This is a genomic window from Mucilaginibacter myungsuensis (assembly GCF_015222005.1).
Taxonomy (GTDB): Bacteria; Bacteroidota; Bacteroidia; order Sphingobacteriales; family Sphingobacteriaceae; genus Mucilaginibacter; species Mucilaginibacter myungsuensis.
On record NZ_JADFFL010000004.1, the window covers coordinates 1 to 14,207 of the forward strand.

Consider the following 14,207-nt stretch of genomic DNA (forward strand, 5'->3'; position numbering starts at 1 on the left):
ACTTACTTAGATAGTTCCGCTTTAGGGTAAGGTCATTATTAATGTTCCGCATAACGTTTTAGCTTAACTCTTTTTAAGCTAATTCTGTTACCGAATTAGTTAACCTTTACAATTGCGAGGAACGAAGCGATTTCTACGACAGCAGAGTGGCTATGCAAAGCGACCTTCAAGTGTAGAGATCGCTTCGTTCCTCGCAATAACGCGATGTGTATAATGGAACGTCGACTACCTCGGGCTTTCCGCTTTCGCCAATTCCTTTAACGCCTTCAGATCCGTCGGTATCGGGTTATCCTGCAACAACTTAGCGAACCAGGCTAAATTACTGGTCATATACCTCAACGTATAATTAGTGAACCACCATTTCTCCCCTCCCGCTTCTACATAATCTTTACCGGCACCTGCCAAGCCCGTCCAATAGGCGTTAACGTTAGGCGGAATAGTAAATCCGCTCTCCTGCATGGCCCATAAAATATGTGCCGCACAAGCATGCGCGCCATCTTCGTTACCGGTGATCAGGCAACCAGCTACCTTACTATAAGGAAAGAACTGACCATCATCGGGATCAGACAGGTCCTCGTCATGAAAGATGGCGTCCAAACGCTCGATCACTTGTTGCGCGGTCGAAGCGATGTGTCCCATCCAGATCGGTGTGGCGATAATGAAGATATTGCAATCTTTGATCTTTTGCAGGATGAGCGGCCACTGATCACCGTTACCCATATCTTTTTCGGTGCCGAATTTAACGTCATAATCCAATAGGCGGATTACTTCCGTATCAACACCCAGATCTCTAAATTGCGTTACCGCTTTTTGTATCAGCGCGTCGGTGTTAGAGAACTCGGGGGATGGTTTCAGCGTGCAGTTGATGATGAGTGCTTTCATGTTTGAACAACATGAGGTTGTCTTGCTTTGTTCAGCATAAAAGATACTAAGATCTAAAAAAGTTAAAAAAGCTTTTAACGATACTTTGAGAGAACTGGCCCGTACCGGCCGAAATAGACGATATTTTACCGTATTGGGGTTGATGTTCCAACAGTCGTTCGCCATTGTACCAATACAGCACATCTAAAGCATTTACAGCTATACCTTCCTCGGTGATATCAACGAACGCTTCTGGTATCCACGACAAAACAACAAGACCTTCCCTGTTATACGCCTTATAAAACCAGGTATCTATAGGCGGCCAATCTATCTCGTCAATAAAACCTTCTGTCCAATATTCAGAAGCACCATCAGGCAACACCCTTTCAATTTCAGTCAGCAAGATCTTTCCTTTATATATTTTATTTTTATCAACCTCTTTTACTTTCTCACTTTTAAAGGCCATTTGGTTTTCAAACACCTTGGTAAAATTACCCGAAAGATATTTACCCGAAAGATCAGTATTCCATTTTGTGGCTGTATATAGTTGTGGCCCGTCATCGTTAAAAGCAAATAACTCGCGACCATCGAATATCGGGTTGATGCTTCTTAATACCTTTGCATTGCTTTCGAAGTGCTTCTGCAATTGCAACTCGCAGTAAGCTTGGGTCAGCAAAAGGTTTTGGTTGAATATGGTCTGGTCAATTTCAGGTAGCATATATAAAGGTAGCAATTCAACTAAAAACTTCCCCACACCTACCCTGTTATAAACGTCAATTAGTATTTTCACGCCATCAATTATAACATGGAAAACAAACCTATTGCCCGTACTTTCCGCCTGATGTCGCAACTGATGGAGCTGCACGAGGTTAACCCCTTTAAGATCAAGTCCATCGCCAACGCGGCCTTTAAGTTGGATAAGCTACCGTTCGCCTTGGCGGGTAAAACCTTGGCCGAACTGGAGAAGATAGATGGCGTGGGCAAAAGCATCGCCTCTAAAGTAGTCGAACTATTAGAGACAGGCGTAATAGCCGAGATGCAGGAGCTATTAGCCCAAACACCAGAGGGCATTGTAGAGATGCTGGGTATCAAAGGCATTGGCCCTAAAAAGATCGCCATTATTTGGCATGATCTGGGTATAGAGACCATTGGCGAGTTATACTATGCCTGTAACGAGAACCGCTTGATCGAGGCTAAAGGCTTCGGTCTTAAAACGCAGGAAGAGATCCGCAAGGTGATCGAATACCGGATGGCGAGCAATGGCAAATTCTTGTATGCGCAAGTAGAGCCGGAAGCCGAAAAACTGATCACCTTACTAAAAGATACCCTTCCGAGCGCCCTGATCTGCTTTGCAGGCGAATACCGTCGTAGTTGCGAGATCATTACCGAACTGGTGCTGGTTGTTGGTAGTCGCGATCAGGAATTATTGATCAATACACTTAATAATTCGGGCATATTAAATAATGTGGTCCACAACGGCGACCATTTGAATGGCGAATTAGAAAGCGGCTTACTGGTTGACCTGGTTTGCGTAACCAAAATGGATTTTTACCAGACCTTATTTATGCAAACGGGGACGGATAAACACATTGAGACTGTCCTTTCGCGGATCGCCGTACCGCTGGATATCCCCGAAAGCGAAGAACTGATCTACCATAAAGCAGGGCTGGAGTATATACCTGCCGAGCTGCGCGAGGACGACCGTTACATAGACCTTGCCCGTGATAAAAAACTGCCAACACTGATCAATCAATTCGACCTGAAAGGTTCACTCCACAACCACAGCACTTGGAGCGACGGTGTGAACACGCTGGAAGAAATGGCGCTTTATTGTCGTGATAACTTAAAGTTGGAATATCTGGGCATTTGCGACCACAGCAAGAGCGCTGTTTATGCCAAAGGCTTAAGCATTGAACGCGTACTACAACAGCACGAAGAAATTGACCATCTGAATAAAAAATTGGAAGGCTTCCATATTTTTAAAAGTATCGAATCGGATATCTTGGGCGATGGCTCGTTAGATTATCCTGATGAGATATTACAGCGCTTCGACTTTATCGTCGCGTCGGTGCACTCCAATTTAAAAATGAGTGAGGATAAAGCAACAGCCCGTATCATTAAAGCGGTCGAAAATCCTTACACCACCATCCTTGGTCACCCGACCGGACGTTTACTATTAAGTCGCGAAGGATACCCGATCGACCATCAAAAAGTGATCGACGCCTGCGCAGCCAATGGCGTGGTCATCGAGATCAATGCCAATCCGCTCCGTTTGGATCTTGATTGGCGTTGGCATCAGTACGCTTTAAATAAAGGTGTGATGCTATCTATCAATCCCGATGCTCACCGTACCAGTGGTTTCCACGATATGAAATATGGTGTATTGGTGGGCCGTAAAGGAGGTTTGATCAAGGATAAATGCTTGAATACGATGTCGGTCGGTGAGATCGATGCGTTTTTTAAGAGTAAGAAGAAGTAAGTTAAAAAACACGCCATTGCGAGGAATGAAGCATCTCTACGTTAGCAGAGCGGATCTAAATAACTGACCTTTGTGTGTAGAGATCGCTTCGTTCCTCGCAATGACACGCGAAAGAATAATATATCCGATATTTACCCCATGAACACCGCTATCAAGGACACGATCAAAAACAAAATAACTACCCTGCCTAAACTCAAAACCCGGGTAGAAGAATGGAAAGCTGCCGGCGAAAAGGTGGTGTTTACTAATGGCGTTTTTGATCTGCTGCATATCGGGCATATCACTTATATGGTAGATGCGGCGTCTTTGGGAACTAAGTTGATCATCGGCTTAAATTCGGACACATCGGTAAAACGATTGAAAGGCCCGGAGCGCCCGGTTAATGATCAGGATAGTCGTGCTTTGTTGTTAGCTACCATGTTGTTTATTGATGCCGTAGTGATATTTGAGGAGGATACCCCATTAAACTTGATCACTACTTTGATGCCCGATGTATTGGCAAAAGGTGGAGACTATACCGTCGAGACCATTGTAGGTGCTGAAGAAGTAATGGCCAATGGTGGCGATGTGGAGGTGATCAGTTTTGTAGATGGCTTTTCGTCTACAGCCATTATCCGTAAAATAAGGGACGTAAAATAGATGAAGATACTGGTCATCCGCTTTAGCTCTATGGGCGATATTATTTATACCACGCCCGTGGTGCGCTGCATTAAAAAGCAGGTGCGCAACGCCGAGGTGCATTTTCTGACCAAACCTATCTTTAAATACATCTATGACAACAACCCCTATTTGGATAAACTCCTGTTGCTGAAAGGCTCGCTATCCGAGACCATTGCCGATATCAAGGCCGAAAAATACGATCATATCGTCGACCTGCATAGTAATCTGCGCACGTCTATCATCAAGCTGAGAACCGGCGTCAAGTCGACCACATACAATAAACAACGCTTTAAAAAATGGCTGAGTTTAAAATTCAAACTCAAAACCATTGAGCCGATACATTTGGTTGACCGGTATTTGAAAGCAGCCGCGCCATTAGGCGTGGTTAACGATGGTTTGCCTATCGACTATTACGTTAAACAACAGCATAACCTAAGCGATCTGCTGCCCGCATCGCACCAAAAATTTGTGGCGTTTATTATAGGTGCTACGCATTTTACCAAGCGCATGCCGAATGAAAAAGTGATCAGCATCTGCCAACAACTGGATCTGCCTGTAGTACTATTAGGCGGCAAAGACGTTAAAGCCAATGCCGAAGAGATCGCCAAAGCGTTAGGACCAAAAGCTTATGATGCCTGTGGTGTGACCAGTTTAGATGAATCTGTCTTTTTAGTGTCCCACGCAGAAAGTATCATTGGTTTCGATACTGGCCTTACACATATCGCCGAGGCGTTTAACAAACCGATCGCATCGATATGGGGAAGCACCGTCCCCGAGTTATTGGGCGTACAGCCTTATAAGATCGATAAAAGCCTGGTAGCCGGGGTGGAGCTATCTTGCAGGCCATGCTCTAAATTCGGGTTGGCTAAATGCCCCCAAGGGCATTTTAAGTGTATGTACGATATTGATGAGCAAAGCATCGTAAATTTTGTAAATAATTAGTGGTTATTGCTAAAATTTGCCACATTAGCCGACAGATGAATAAGCTACTGTTTTACATCCTGATATTTTGTTTTGCCGGCGCTACCAACAGTTATGCGCAACTGGACCGCAAACTGCACTACGGTATAAATGCCGGCGGTGGGTTAGGTATCCAAAGCATCAATAACCCCAGTGTAACCGGTAACACCGCGATCCGTACTTTTAATGCCGAGGCATTGGTGTACATACCTGTACTGAAACAATATTTCATCCGTACGGGTGTCGGCTTTCAAAACAAAGGGACCATTTTTGAGGAAGACGCGCTCACCACCACTAATAAGCTACGTTATATTGAGTTACCAGTTGCCCTGATCCGTAAATTCCATGTACAAACGTTGGGCGATGTGGTTTTGGGTGCAGGAGGCTATCTGGCTCAGGGACTTTCGGGGTCTATTCATTACGAAACGCCAAGCAGCGATAATTTCAACAAGGTGACTTTTGGCAACGATGCCGATTTTCAGCTTTACGATGGCGGCTTACGCTTTGTGAGTGGGCTTGAATTGAACAACAGACTGACCTTCAATTTGGGTTACGATCTGGGTCTGTATAATATCGCGTCGCAAACGTTAAAGGATGCGGGCTACACAAGCGTTTACAACAGGCAGTTTACCATGACCTTAGGCCTGGTATTTTAAACCTTATACTATTCCATGAAAAAACTAATGCTGATCAGGCATGCCAAAGCGGGTAGCCACGATATTAATGACTTTGACCGTCCGCTTACCGAAAGCGGAAAAGAAGATGCCGCTTACATGGGCGACGCGCTAAAACAAGCCCAGTTGCTACCCGAGCTTTTTGTGATCAGTCCGTCCTTACGGACCAAAACCACAGCCCAAATAATTGCCGGCATATTAGAGGTGACCCGTTTTACCGAAGATAAAACCATTTACGAAGCTAACACCCACGCCCTATTACGTGTCATTAATAAACTATCAGACGATAATAGCTTTGTAGCCCTCGTAGGCCACAACCCCGGCATCAGCCAGATCCTGTACGAGCTAAGCGGCGAGCCGCGCGATATGTCGCCCGGCGATATAGCGCTGATCGGATTCGACTTTGACGAATGGGAGATGGTGCACTCGGATACCGGCAAGTTGGCCTGGTATGGTTCGCCGAAAGGAAGATAATTACCTTTAATGACCGGTTAACTACAAAGGTTTTTCACAAAGGGCACATAGCTTTATAGACGATATGCAAATCCTTTGTGGCTTCTCTCTTTATGTACTTTGTGGTTAAAACTCTCCGCAAGCACACTAATTGATCGCATAAGTCTTCCCCGGTAACGAGCGGATAAATCCCTGCATTTCCATATTCAATAAATTCATAGCCAACTGACTTGTTGGCATATTGATACGGATGGCAAGGTCGTCAATAGCTATCGGGTTCATATTTTGGCGGATGGCGGCAAAGATCTGCTGCTCGGCGGCGGATAGGTCTATCGGCAGCATCAGTTGCTCTTTAGGATGCCCGGCATTTGCTTTTTCCCAACCCATAATAAAGGCAAGGTCGGCCATACAACTAAGTAAGCCTGCCTTGTTATTCCTGATGAGGAAGTTGCACCCCTCCGACATCTCATCGTTGATCCGTCCAGGAAAAGCGAACACATCCCGGTTATAACTATTGGCTATTTCGGCCGTGATGAGCGCGCCACCTTTAATGCTGGCCTCTACCACAATGGTCGCGTCGGCCATGCCTGCTACAATTCGGTTACGGGCAGGGAAATTCTCCGGACCGGGGACCGTGCCCGACGGATATTCTGTTAGCAACCCACCCTTTGCCAGCATCTTATCAGCCAAACCACGGTTGGGTGCAGGGTACATCCTGTCGAAACCATGCCCCAACACGCCTACGGTCGGTACATTATTTTTCAGACTCTCTTTATGAGCGAAGGTATCTATACCTAAAGCCAACCCGCTTACTACCAGCACATCGTACTGCTGCATTTCGTCTATCAGTTGCTCACAAAGCATGCGGCCGTAGTCGGTAGCCTTGCGCGTACCTACTATACTGATCACCTTGTGCATATTTAGATCAGCAGTTCCCTTGTGGAATAAGAGTAACGGCGCATCATCACAAGTTTTCAACCGTTTGGGGAACGCGGGATCGGTCCAGTAAATGGCTTCTACCTTATTGCGCTCCATAAACTTCAATTCTTCCTCGGCCCTTAGCAAGGGCGTTTTAAGGTCGGCCAACATCCCTGCGCGCTTATCAGCAATGCCGGATACATTCTTTAAACGAGACGGCGGGAGCCTAAAAACAGCTTCGGCATCGCCTGCATAAGCAATTAAGTTACGGGCGTAGGCGGGGCCAATACCTTTGATAAATGTGAGCGCTAACTGGTGCAATAAGGACATATCGGGCTAAAGATAATCACCACAGATCAAATGCTAAAATATTTAGGAAGTTTGTTTTTCAATAATTTATCGCCTAATTTTAAGTTATAGTATAAATAACACAACACTATGAAAGATCACATCAAAAACACTACCCCGGTGCGCAAACGCGTTTTTATGGCTACTTTGGCCACCGCGTTATGCTTAAGTGTACCGGCCCTGTTTGCGCAAGAACCGCCAAAACCGGCAAGCCCTCCGGGTGCCCCCCCTACGCCACCATCTCCTAAAGAGGTATTGAATAAAATAAATCCATTCTTTAAAAAAGCTAAAAAAAATGTGGAAGACGAACATAACAGACGTGTTAAAGAGGTAGAAGCGGACAAAAGCAGAACGCCTTCGGCAGCACCAGCCGCCCCGGGTGCGCCACCTACCCCGCCAAACCCGCTGAACTTGTTCAAAAAGAAACCGGCCACGCCGCCAACACCACCTACCCCTCCGGGTAGCAATTAAATAAAATATTTTTTTTCGAGACGAAAAGCCTGTTCTGATATCCGGAACGGGCTTTTTGCTTTTAACTGTTTAACAGACGGTTAAAAAACTACAAAAATAGTTTGCAAACTACCTAAATAGTTTCGACCTTTATTTTAACCAAACTACAAAAATAGTTCGCCAGTTATGAAAGACCTGAGAGAATTGACCAAAGCCGAAGAACAAGTGATGCAGCATTTATGGCAGTTAGGCAATGCCATGGTTAAGGATATTATAGATCTGATGCCTGAGCCAAAGCCCGCATACAACACCGTGTCTACCGTGGTGCGGGTGCTGGAGGGTAAAGGATTCATCGATCATAAGTCGTACGGTAACTCGCATGTTTACTTTGCCACCGTGCCCGAGGCTGATTATAAAAAGTTCACCTTCGATAAAATGATGAACAGTTATTTTGGCAACTCGTACCAAAGCCTGGTATCCTTTTTAGTGAAGGAGAAAAACTTAAGCCTTGAGGAGCTGCAAGAGTTGACCCAATTGGCCGAGGACCTTAAAAACCGGAAGCCATGAGCTGGATAAAATACCTGTTAGAGGCCAATTTGTACCTGGCCCTATTTTTTGCAGCCTACTATTTGCTGATGCGTAAGGATACCCACTATCAGTTAAGCAGGGCGTATCTGCTTGGTACCACGCTGCTGGCTTTTGCTATCCCTTTTTTAGAGTTAGGGATGCTGAAACCTGCGGTGGAGATCATTGAGCCCGCGATCACTACAGCTTCAGATCTCACTACAGGGATGCCGGCTTATCCCATCATCATCCGTGATGATCTGGCCAATGCTCAACCTGTAGAGCCGATAAATTATTATTTGTGGATCTACATTGCCGTAGGCACAGTTATGGCGTTTGGATTGATATTCAGGATAATGCAATTGGTACGTCTGGCGCGTAAAGGCCGCACCGAAAAGATGGGCGACATTGATCTGATCCGCCTGGATGAGGATGACCACGCCTTTTCATTCTTCAACTATCTTTTTATCAGTAGAGGTTTGGCATCGTCGGACACTATTATACGGCACGAGATGGTGCACATCCGCCAAAAACATAGTTACGATATTATGTACATCGAGGTGTTGAAGATCGTTTGCTGGTTCAACCCTGCCGTATATTTTATCCATCACAGTATTAAACAACTGCACGAATACATAGTCGACCGCGCCATCGCGGCCGAAAAAGATGATGTTGACCGCTATACCGACTTCCTTATCCGCAATGCTTACGGGCTACCGGCCATAGCCCCGGCGAATAATTTCTTTACAAAAAACCTATTAAAAGATCGAATTATGATGTTACACCAAAAACGCTCGGGCAGTTTAGCCACGCTTAAATACCTGGTAGCAGTGCCGCTAACAACAGGCATGCTTTGTTTATCTACCTTAGGTTTTAGCAAGGATCATTACGTGCTTGATATAGCGCCTAAAGCTTTACTAAAGTCAAAACCGGCTTTCGCGATGACCACGAATATTTCAGAAAGGGATATCGAACTTAAACAGCTTGATCCAGATCTGCGATCAGTGACCGATACATTACCTAAGGCCAAAAGCAAGCCATCTCAGAAAACTACCACCAAAAAGGTCGATGATCAGCTAAAAAACATTTTAGGCCCTACCTCGCCGCTTTATGTTATTGACAACGTTACCATTACTAAAGAAAACGCGGCTACTTATGGTATAAAGACATTTGGGAACGGAGCAAGTCCGCTGAGTTTCATCCCACAGGAGAATATTGCCAGCATGGAAATTTTAAAAGATGGTACCGCGATGTCCTTATACGGTGAGAGAGGTAAACATGGGGTGATATTGATAACGACAGTAAAAGGTAAAGCCAAAGACGAGACAGAAGCCCAAGAACAGGTAAATTCGCAATATCGTTCTTTAGGTTTGGATGTAAGTAAGTTTTTAACGCCAACATCGCCGATATATGTTGTTGACGGCGTTAGATTGACCAAGGAAAACTCAAGTTCATACGGGTACAATGTTATCGGCAACAACGAAAGTCCGCTTTCTGTGATCAAACAAGAAGATATAGCAAGTATGGAAATATTGAAGGATGCCGCTGCAATATCTATGTATGGTGACGCCGGCCGCTATGGTGTTATACTGATCACTACTTTAAAAGGGCAATCAAAAAAAGCCATGGCCACCGCCGCAGCCATGGACTCGTTACAGAAAATGTTGCCCAAACTGTATAAGTTTATTGAAATGACCACCAAATATCCCTCAGTGGCCCGCGAACGCGGCCATCAGGGCAAAGTGTTTATAGTGTTTAACGTAAATGATGACAACAAGATCACCAATTACAAACTGTTACGTGGTATAACCGACGAGATAGATCAGGAAGTGATCAGAGCGTTAAAAGCATGGAACGCGCCGGCAGGTTTCCCTAAAGATCTAAATTTTACCTTACCTATAAGTTTTAACCTGGCAGTGCAGAACGATAGTGGCAACGATATACAGCCTGTAGTGCTACCAACCACCAGCACTTTAACGCCCGAGCCTTACACGCCCAACAATTTTAAAAGCTACTCTTTATCAGAGACAGTTATACGTGGTTATGTACGCAAAAGCAAATAATGCCTAAACCTTATCACCTACAAAGCGATCAGTTCCGTAATTCAGAATTGGACGAAAAGGACCTGCCGGGACTGATCGCTTAATACCAAATACCTTAAGGCTAACATTCGCCTGCCTTGTTACTATCAAATACTAATTAACCTAAGCTGCCTATGAAATACCTTACTTTCTTTTTTAGCTCATTACTTTTTACCGCCACCGCTCAAGCCCAAAAACTACCCAACGTACAAGAAAACCGCATATTGATCCCTGATATAGTCAAGATAGACGGTAAGTCGGAAGAATTTGACAGTAAATTCGAAGCCGACAATAAGGCCACGGGCTTACAGTACACCTTGGCTAATAATGATCAGTATTTATACCTCACCGTAAAAGTTACTGACTCCCGGGTTATCCATAAGATCCTGTATGTAGGGATAGCCCTTACAGTCTTAATTGGAAAAGCTGCCGATGACCAACCTTGCCTAAATTTTCCCGACCTTAGTTTTAACGAAGCCAATTTGATATTAGGTAAAACCGGCTTAAAGACCACCTACCAAAAGATCGGTCAACGGGATACCGCGCAACAACGGACAGACTCGTTGATCAAGGTTGCTAATGACCTATTATCTACAACTGCTAAAACCATCAAAGTAACCAATCTTAAAAGTATCCCGGATCAAACAATATCGGTATATAACGGAGAAGGCATCAAGGTAGCGCAACGCTTTAATAAATATGCCCACTATACTTGCGAGATGCTGATACCGCTAAAATATCTTGGACTTTCTACCAGTCACCATAGCAAATTCGCTTATCAGATCAAACTGGTAGGGCAGGTGGAAGCGAATAAAGGTAGCGTGCCTGTGGTATATCATTATCCGAACGGGGTACAGACCGATATGAATGCCGACCTGAATACTACTACCTACCTTAAAGGCGAATACACTTTAGCCCCTAAGCCGTAAAGATCTGCTATATTTGCCGCGCATCTTCCTGTTAAAATGCGCGGCTTTAATGAAACTATCCGCCCTTTTCAAGTCCGACTCTGCGAGCGGCGTTATCTTGATCTTTTGTGTACTGATCGCCTTACTGATCGCTAACAGCCCGTTGGCTGGTCCTTTCAACACGTTGCTGGCTTTTCGGGTGGATGCCGGGATATTGGACGCATCTGTGCTGGAATGGATAAACGACGGTTTGATGACCATCTTCTTCTTTTTTGTGGGGATGGAGATCAAACAAGAGATGATCAGCGGGCATCTATCCAGTTTTAAAAAAGCCTCGGTACCCGTATTGGCCGCTATTGGCGGAGCTTTAGTACCTGCCCTGATATATACTTTACTGAACCGCGGCACGGCCACCACAAACGGCTGGGGCATCCCTATGGCCACCGATATTGCTTTTGCATTGGGTGTACTATCTCTTATGGGCAAACTGGTACCGCCTGCTTTAAAAGCATTCCTGTCCACCCTTGCTGTAGTTGATGACCTGTTGGCCATTGTGGTGATCGCTATTTTTTACGCTACGGATATACATCTCATTAACCTCTTTATTGGGTCGGGCATTTTTATTGCCTTACTAATAATGAATAAATTGGGTGTTAAACGAACCGTATGGTACATCGTCCCCGGTGTGGTGATGTGGTACTTTATCCATCACTCGGGCATACACGCTACCGTTGCGGGGGTATTGACGGCTATGGCTATCCCTTACGCGTCAAAAAAAGGCTCGCCGTTGAAAGACCTGGTGCATTTGTTAGAGAAACCGGTGGCTTTTGTCATTATGCCGCTGTTCGCGATCGCAAATACTAACATCCATTTCACCAGCGATATGGCGGCAGGCATTACGAGCATGTTGGGCGTTGGTATTATCGCCGGGTTGATCATCGGCAAACCGATCGGTATTATGGCCGCATCATGGCTGTGCGTTAAAGCAAAGATAGGTCACTTGCCGCATGGTGTGAACTGGCGGATGCTGGCGGGGATCGGCTTGTTGGCAGGCATCGGGTTCACCATGTCCATCTTCATGTCGTTCCTGTCGTTTGACGAGCCTTTGTATAACGCACAAGCAAAGTTAGCCATCCTGATCGCATCTGCAGCAGCGGGGACCATCGGCTATATCTACCTCAAAAAAATACTAAAACCCAAAAACGTACGTATATAAAAGCAGTGAAAAAGATACACCACGCCGCCAGGCGTACCATTTTTAGTTTTATAGATCTGTTCTATCCCTTGTTCCGCAAGATCATGCCTTTGCAAACTTTCCGCTATGCGGCTTGCGGCGGGGCTAATACATCGTTCGATATTGTGTTGTACTCGTTCTTTTACAACATCGTATTTGCAAAGCAGGATGTGCATTTAGGGCTATTCACATTGAGCGGGCACATCGCATCTATCTTTCCGGCTTTCTGCATATCGTTTTGCACGGGATTTTATCTCAACAGGTTTATTGTATTCAAAGAGTCGGGATTACGTAAGCGGACGCAGTTATCCAGGTTCGTTCTACTTAATGCTATCTGCATCTGCCTGAACGCCATTTTTATGAAGATATTTGTAGACGGCTTAGGCCTATACCCTACCCCTGGCAAGATCGCTACCACCATTTTGGTCATCGGCATCAGCTATACCTTGCAGACCTATGTTTTTTTTAAGCAGAAGGAAAGTGTTATCTTGACGAGCAATTAAACTCCTTAGCAATGCCTAAACTATTCAAGATCGCCCTACTGGTGTTCGCTTTAATACCTATGGTGACGCAAGCCAGAGCCAGTCATGACGGACACATTCGACCAGATACCGTCAACCTGAAAAAAACTTTTCTTCCGCTGATAACTTACATGGAACGTGGTTTACGTTATCCGTCGGATGCGCGGTACAATAAAGTGCAGGGAAATGTAATTATACAATTTGAATTGACCGCAGACGGAACTATAGCCAATACCGAATTTGTTAATGCGAACGAAGTAAAACAACTCGGCAATGGCTTAGGGGACGAAGCAACTAAGATGTTAAAAAAGTTCAAGGACAAGAAAAAGGAACTGCCCGCCGGGGTTTATTTCCTGCCGGTGACATACGTTTTCGATACAGAGAACCCGCCGGCTGCTATTGCCCCAACTTTCATCAATCGGCCTAACTGTTTATATCAATTGATAATAAGTACCGCAGGTTTCAGATAATTTACACCGCCGCTTTCACGTATATCACCTGTTTGGTATCAAAAAACTCTCCGTCGAAATATTCTTTCAAATAATATCGGGTGACAGCCAATCGCGACTCGGCTATTTCTTCTACCAGGTCGCCGCCTTTAAGGTAAAGGATACCGTTAGCGAGGGTGTTCTTAGAATCTTTATTGAACTTATTTTTTACCCAAGGATAAAAATCTTTCAATTGGGTAACGGCGCGCGATACCACAAAATCAAATTTACCGGGGATATCTTCGGCACGGGCATGGGTGGCCTCAACATTCTGCAAGCCTAAGGCTTTGCCCACTTCCTGCACTACTTTGATCTTTTTACCGATAGAGTCTACCAGATGAAATTCCGTATCGGGGAACATGATCGCCAGCGGGATGCCGGGGAAACCGCCACCGGTGCCAACGTCCATAACGCGTTCGCCGGGTAAAAACTGCATCACTTTGGCAATGCCTAAGGAGTGCAACACGTGGCGCACAGGCAATTCGTCAATATCCTTGCGGGATACTACGTTGATCTGATCGTTCCAGTGTTTGTATAGTTCGGGCAGTTGGGCGTATTGGGCCAATTGCTGTTCGGTCAATTCGGGAAAGTAGGTAGAGAGCATTCGT

At 45.2% G+C, this 14,207-nt stretch carries 16 protein-coding genes; 12 read left to right on the forward strand and 4 right to left on the reverse strand.

From position 1 onward, the window contains the following. Nucleotides 1-225 precede the first annotated feature (225 nt). Together IRJ16_RS11185 and IRJ16_RS11190 are read right to left on the reverse strand one after the other, a co-directional pair. Complete coding sequence (locus IRJ16_RS11185; RefSeq protein ID WP_194111669.1) at nt 226-882, reverse strand: flavodoxin family protein; 657 nt, start codon at nt 880-882, stop codon at nt 226-228. Between the two features lie 46 nt (nt 883-928). Then, nucleotides 929-1,651 (reverse strand): hypothetical protein, encoded by a 723-nt coding sequence (locus tag IRJ16_RS11190; RefSeq protein WP_194111670.1) that lies wholly within the window; start codon nt 1,649-1,651, stop codon nt 929-931. Nucleotides 1,652-1,666: 15 nt separating this feature from the next. Between IRJ16_RS11190 and IRJ16_RS11195 the strand changes: the two genes are divergently transcribed. The 5 genes from IRJ16_RS11195 (at nt 1,667) to IRJ16_RS11215 (ending at nt 6,108) form a co-directional block, all read left to right on the forward strand. Next, nucleotides 1,667-3,340, forward strand: coding sequence for a DNA polymerase/3'-5' exonuclease PolX (locus IRJ16_RS11195; protein ID WP_194111671.1), 1,674 nt, complete (start codon nt 1,667-1,669; stop codon nt 3,338-3,340). 138 nt (nt 3,341-3,478) lie between these two features. Beyond that, nucleotides 3,479-3,979 carry a D-glycero-beta-D-manno-heptose 1-phosphate adenylyltransferase gene (gene rfaE2, locus IRJ16_RS11200; protein ID WP_194111672.1) on the forward strand — a complete coding sequence of 167 codons (501 nt, stop codon included), beginning with the start codon at nt 3,479-3,481 and terminating at the stop codon, nt 3,977-3,979. Beyond that, nucleotides 3,980-4,942 (forward strand): glycosyltransferase family 9 protein, encoded by a 963-nt coding sequence (locus tag IRJ16_RS11205; RefSeq protein WP_194111673.1) that lies wholly within the window; start codon nt 3,980-3,982, stop codon nt 4,940-4,942. A gap of 35 nt (nt 4,943-4,977) precedes the next feature. Beyond that, nucleotides 4,978-5,616, forward strand: coding sequence for an outer membrane beta-barrel protein (locus tag IRJ16_RS11210; RefSeq protein WP_194111674.1), 639 nt, complete (start codon nt 4,978-4,980; stop codon nt 5,614-5,616). 15 nt (nt 5,617-5,631) lie between these two features. Further along, nucleotides 5,632-6,108, forward strand: coding sequence for a SixA phosphatase family protein (locus tag IRJ16_RS11215; RefSeq protein ID WP_194111675.1), 477 nt, complete (start codon nt 5,632-5,634; stop codon nt 6,106-6,108). A gap of 126 nt (nt 6,109-6,234) precedes the next feature. Here the strand turns inward: IRJ16_RS11215 and dprA are convergent, their stop codons facing one another. Beyond that, nucleotides 6,235-7,335 (reverse strand): DNA-processing protein DprA, encoded by a 1,101-nt coding sequence (gene dprA, locus IRJ16_RS11220; RefSeq protein WP_194111676.1) that lies wholly within the window; start codon nt 7,333-7,335, stop codon nt 6,235-6,237. A 108-nt stretch (nt 7,336-7,443) separates the two neighbouring features. On the opposite strand from dprA, the gene IRJ16_RS11225 reads away from it, so the two are divergent. From IRJ16_RS11225 to IRJ16_RS11255, 7 genes are all read left to right on the forward strand, one after another. Next, nucleotides 7,444-7,824 carry a hypothetical protein gene (locus IRJ16_RS11225; RefSeq protein WP_194111677.1) on the forward strand — a complete coding sequence of 127 codons (381 nt, stop codon included), beginning with the start codon at nt 7,444-7,446 and terminating at the stop codon, nt 7,822-7,824. Between the two features lie 165 nt (nt 7,825-7,989). Beyond that, a complete protein-coding gene (locus IRJ16_RS11230) occupies nt 7,990-8,370 on the forward strand; it encodes a BlaI/MecI/CopY family transcriptional regulator (protein ID WP_194111678.1) in 381 nt (126 codons plus the stop codon). Then, complete coding sequence (locus IRJ16_RS11235; protein ID WP_194111679.1) at nt 8,367-10,430, forward strand: M56 family metallopeptidase; 2,064 nt, start codon at nt 8,367-8,369, stop codon at nt 10,428-10,430. Before IRJ16_RS11230 ends, IRJ16_RS11235 begins: the two co-directional genes overlap by 4 nt. Before the next feature lie 152 nt (nt 10,431-10,582). Further along, a complete protein-coding gene (locus tag IRJ16_RS11240) occupies nt 10,583-11,377 on the forward strand; it encodes a hypothetical protein (RefSeq protein WP_194111680.1) in 795 nt (264 codons plus the stop codon). Nucleotides 11,378-11,426: 49 nt separating this feature from the next. Further along, entirely contained in the window at nt 11,427-12,572 is a 1,146-nt protein-coding gene (gene nhaA / locus IRJ16_RS11245; RefSeq protein ID WP_194111681.1) for a Na+/H+ antiporter NhaA, read from the forward strand. Nucleotides 12,573-12,577: 5 nt separating this feature from the next. Beyond that, on the forward strand, nt 12,578-13,093 hold the full coding sequence (locus tag IRJ16_RS11250) for a GtrA family protein (protein WP_290246081.1): 516 nt from the start codon (nt 12,578-12,580) through the stop codon (nt 13,091-13,093). An 11-nt stretch (nt 13,094-13,104) separates the two neighbouring features. After that, nucleotides 13,105-13,581 carry a TonB family protein gene (locus IRJ16_RS11255; RefSeq protein WP_194111682.1) on the forward strand — a complete coding sequence of 159 codons (477 nt, stop codon included), beginning with the start codon at nt 13,105-13,107 and terminating at the stop codon, nt 13,579-13,581. A 1-nt stretch (nt 13,582) separates the two neighbouring features. Here IRJ16_RS11255 and rsmG read toward each other — a convergent pair whose 3' ends face one another. Then, complete coding sequence (gene rsmG / locus IRJ16_RS11260; RefSeq protein WP_194111683.1) at nt 13,583-14,203, reverse strand: 16S rRNA (guanine(527)-N(7))-methyltransferase RsmG; 621 nt, start codon at nt 14,201-14,203, stop codon at nt 13,583-13,585. Between the last annotated feature and the right edge of the window lie 4 nt (nt 14,204-14,207).

What these genes read in the sequence shown, in the direction of transcription:
- IRJ16_RS11205 (WP_194111673.1), top strand. Translation starts at nt 3,980, where the DNA reads ATGAAGATACTGGTCATCCGCTTTAGCTCTATGGGCGATATTATTTAT.
- IRJ16_RS11230 (WP_194111678.1), top strand. Translation starts at nt 7,990, where the DNA reads ATGAAAGACCTGAGAGAATTGACCAAAGCCGAAGAACAAGTGATGCAG.
- dprA (WP_194111676.1), bottom strand. Translation starts at nt 7,335, where the DNA reads ATGTCCTTATTGCACCAGTTAGCGCTCACATTTATCAAAGGTATTGGC.
- rsmG (WP_194111683.1), bottom strand. Translation starts at nt 14,203, where the DNA reads ATGCTCTCTACCTACTTTCCCGAATTGACCGAACAGCAATTGGCCCAA.
- rfaE2 (WP_194111672.1), top strand. Translation starts at nt 3,479, where the DNA reads ATGAACACCGCTATCAAGGACACGATCAAAAACAAAATAACTACCCTG.
- IRJ16_RS11185 (WP_194111669.1), bottom strand. Translation starts at nt 882, where the DNA reads ATGAAAGCACTCATCATCAACTGCACGCTGAAACCATCCCCCGAGTTC.
- IRJ16_RS11210 (WP_194111674.1), top strand. Translation starts at nt 4,978, where the DNA reads ATGAATAAGCTACTGTTTTACATCCTGATATTTTGTTTTGCCGGCGCT.
- IRJ16_RS11195 (WP_194111671.1), top strand. Translation starts at nt 1,667, where the DNA reads ATGGAAAACAAACCTATTGCCCGTACTTTCCGCCTGATGTCGCAACTG.
- IRJ16_RS11240 (WP_194111680.1), top strand. Translation starts at nt 10,583, where the DNA reads ATGAAATACCTTACTTTCTTTTTTAGCTCATTACTTTTTACCGCCACC.
- IRJ16_RS11215 (WP_194111675.1), top strand. Translation starts at nt 5,632, where the DNA reads ATGAAAAAACTAATGCTGATCAGGCATGCCAAAGCGGGTAGCCACGAT.
- IRJ16_RS11255 (WP_194111682.1), top strand. Translation starts at nt 13,105, where the DNA reads ATGCCTAAACTATTCAAGATCGCCCTACTGGTGTTCGCTTTAATACCT.
- IRJ16_RS11225 (WP_194111677.1), top strand. Translation starts at nt 7,444, where the DNA reads ATGAAAGATCACATCAAAAACACTACCCCGGTGCGCAAACGCGTTTTT.
- nhaA (WP_194111681.1), top strand. Translation starts at nt 11,427, where the DNA reads ATGAAACTATCCGCCCTTTTCAAGTCCGACTCTGCGAGCGGCGTTATC.
- IRJ16_RS11235 (WP_194111679.1), top strand. Translation starts at nt 8,367, where the DNA reads ATGAGCTGGATAAAATACCTGTTAGAGGCCAATTTGTACCTGGCCCTA.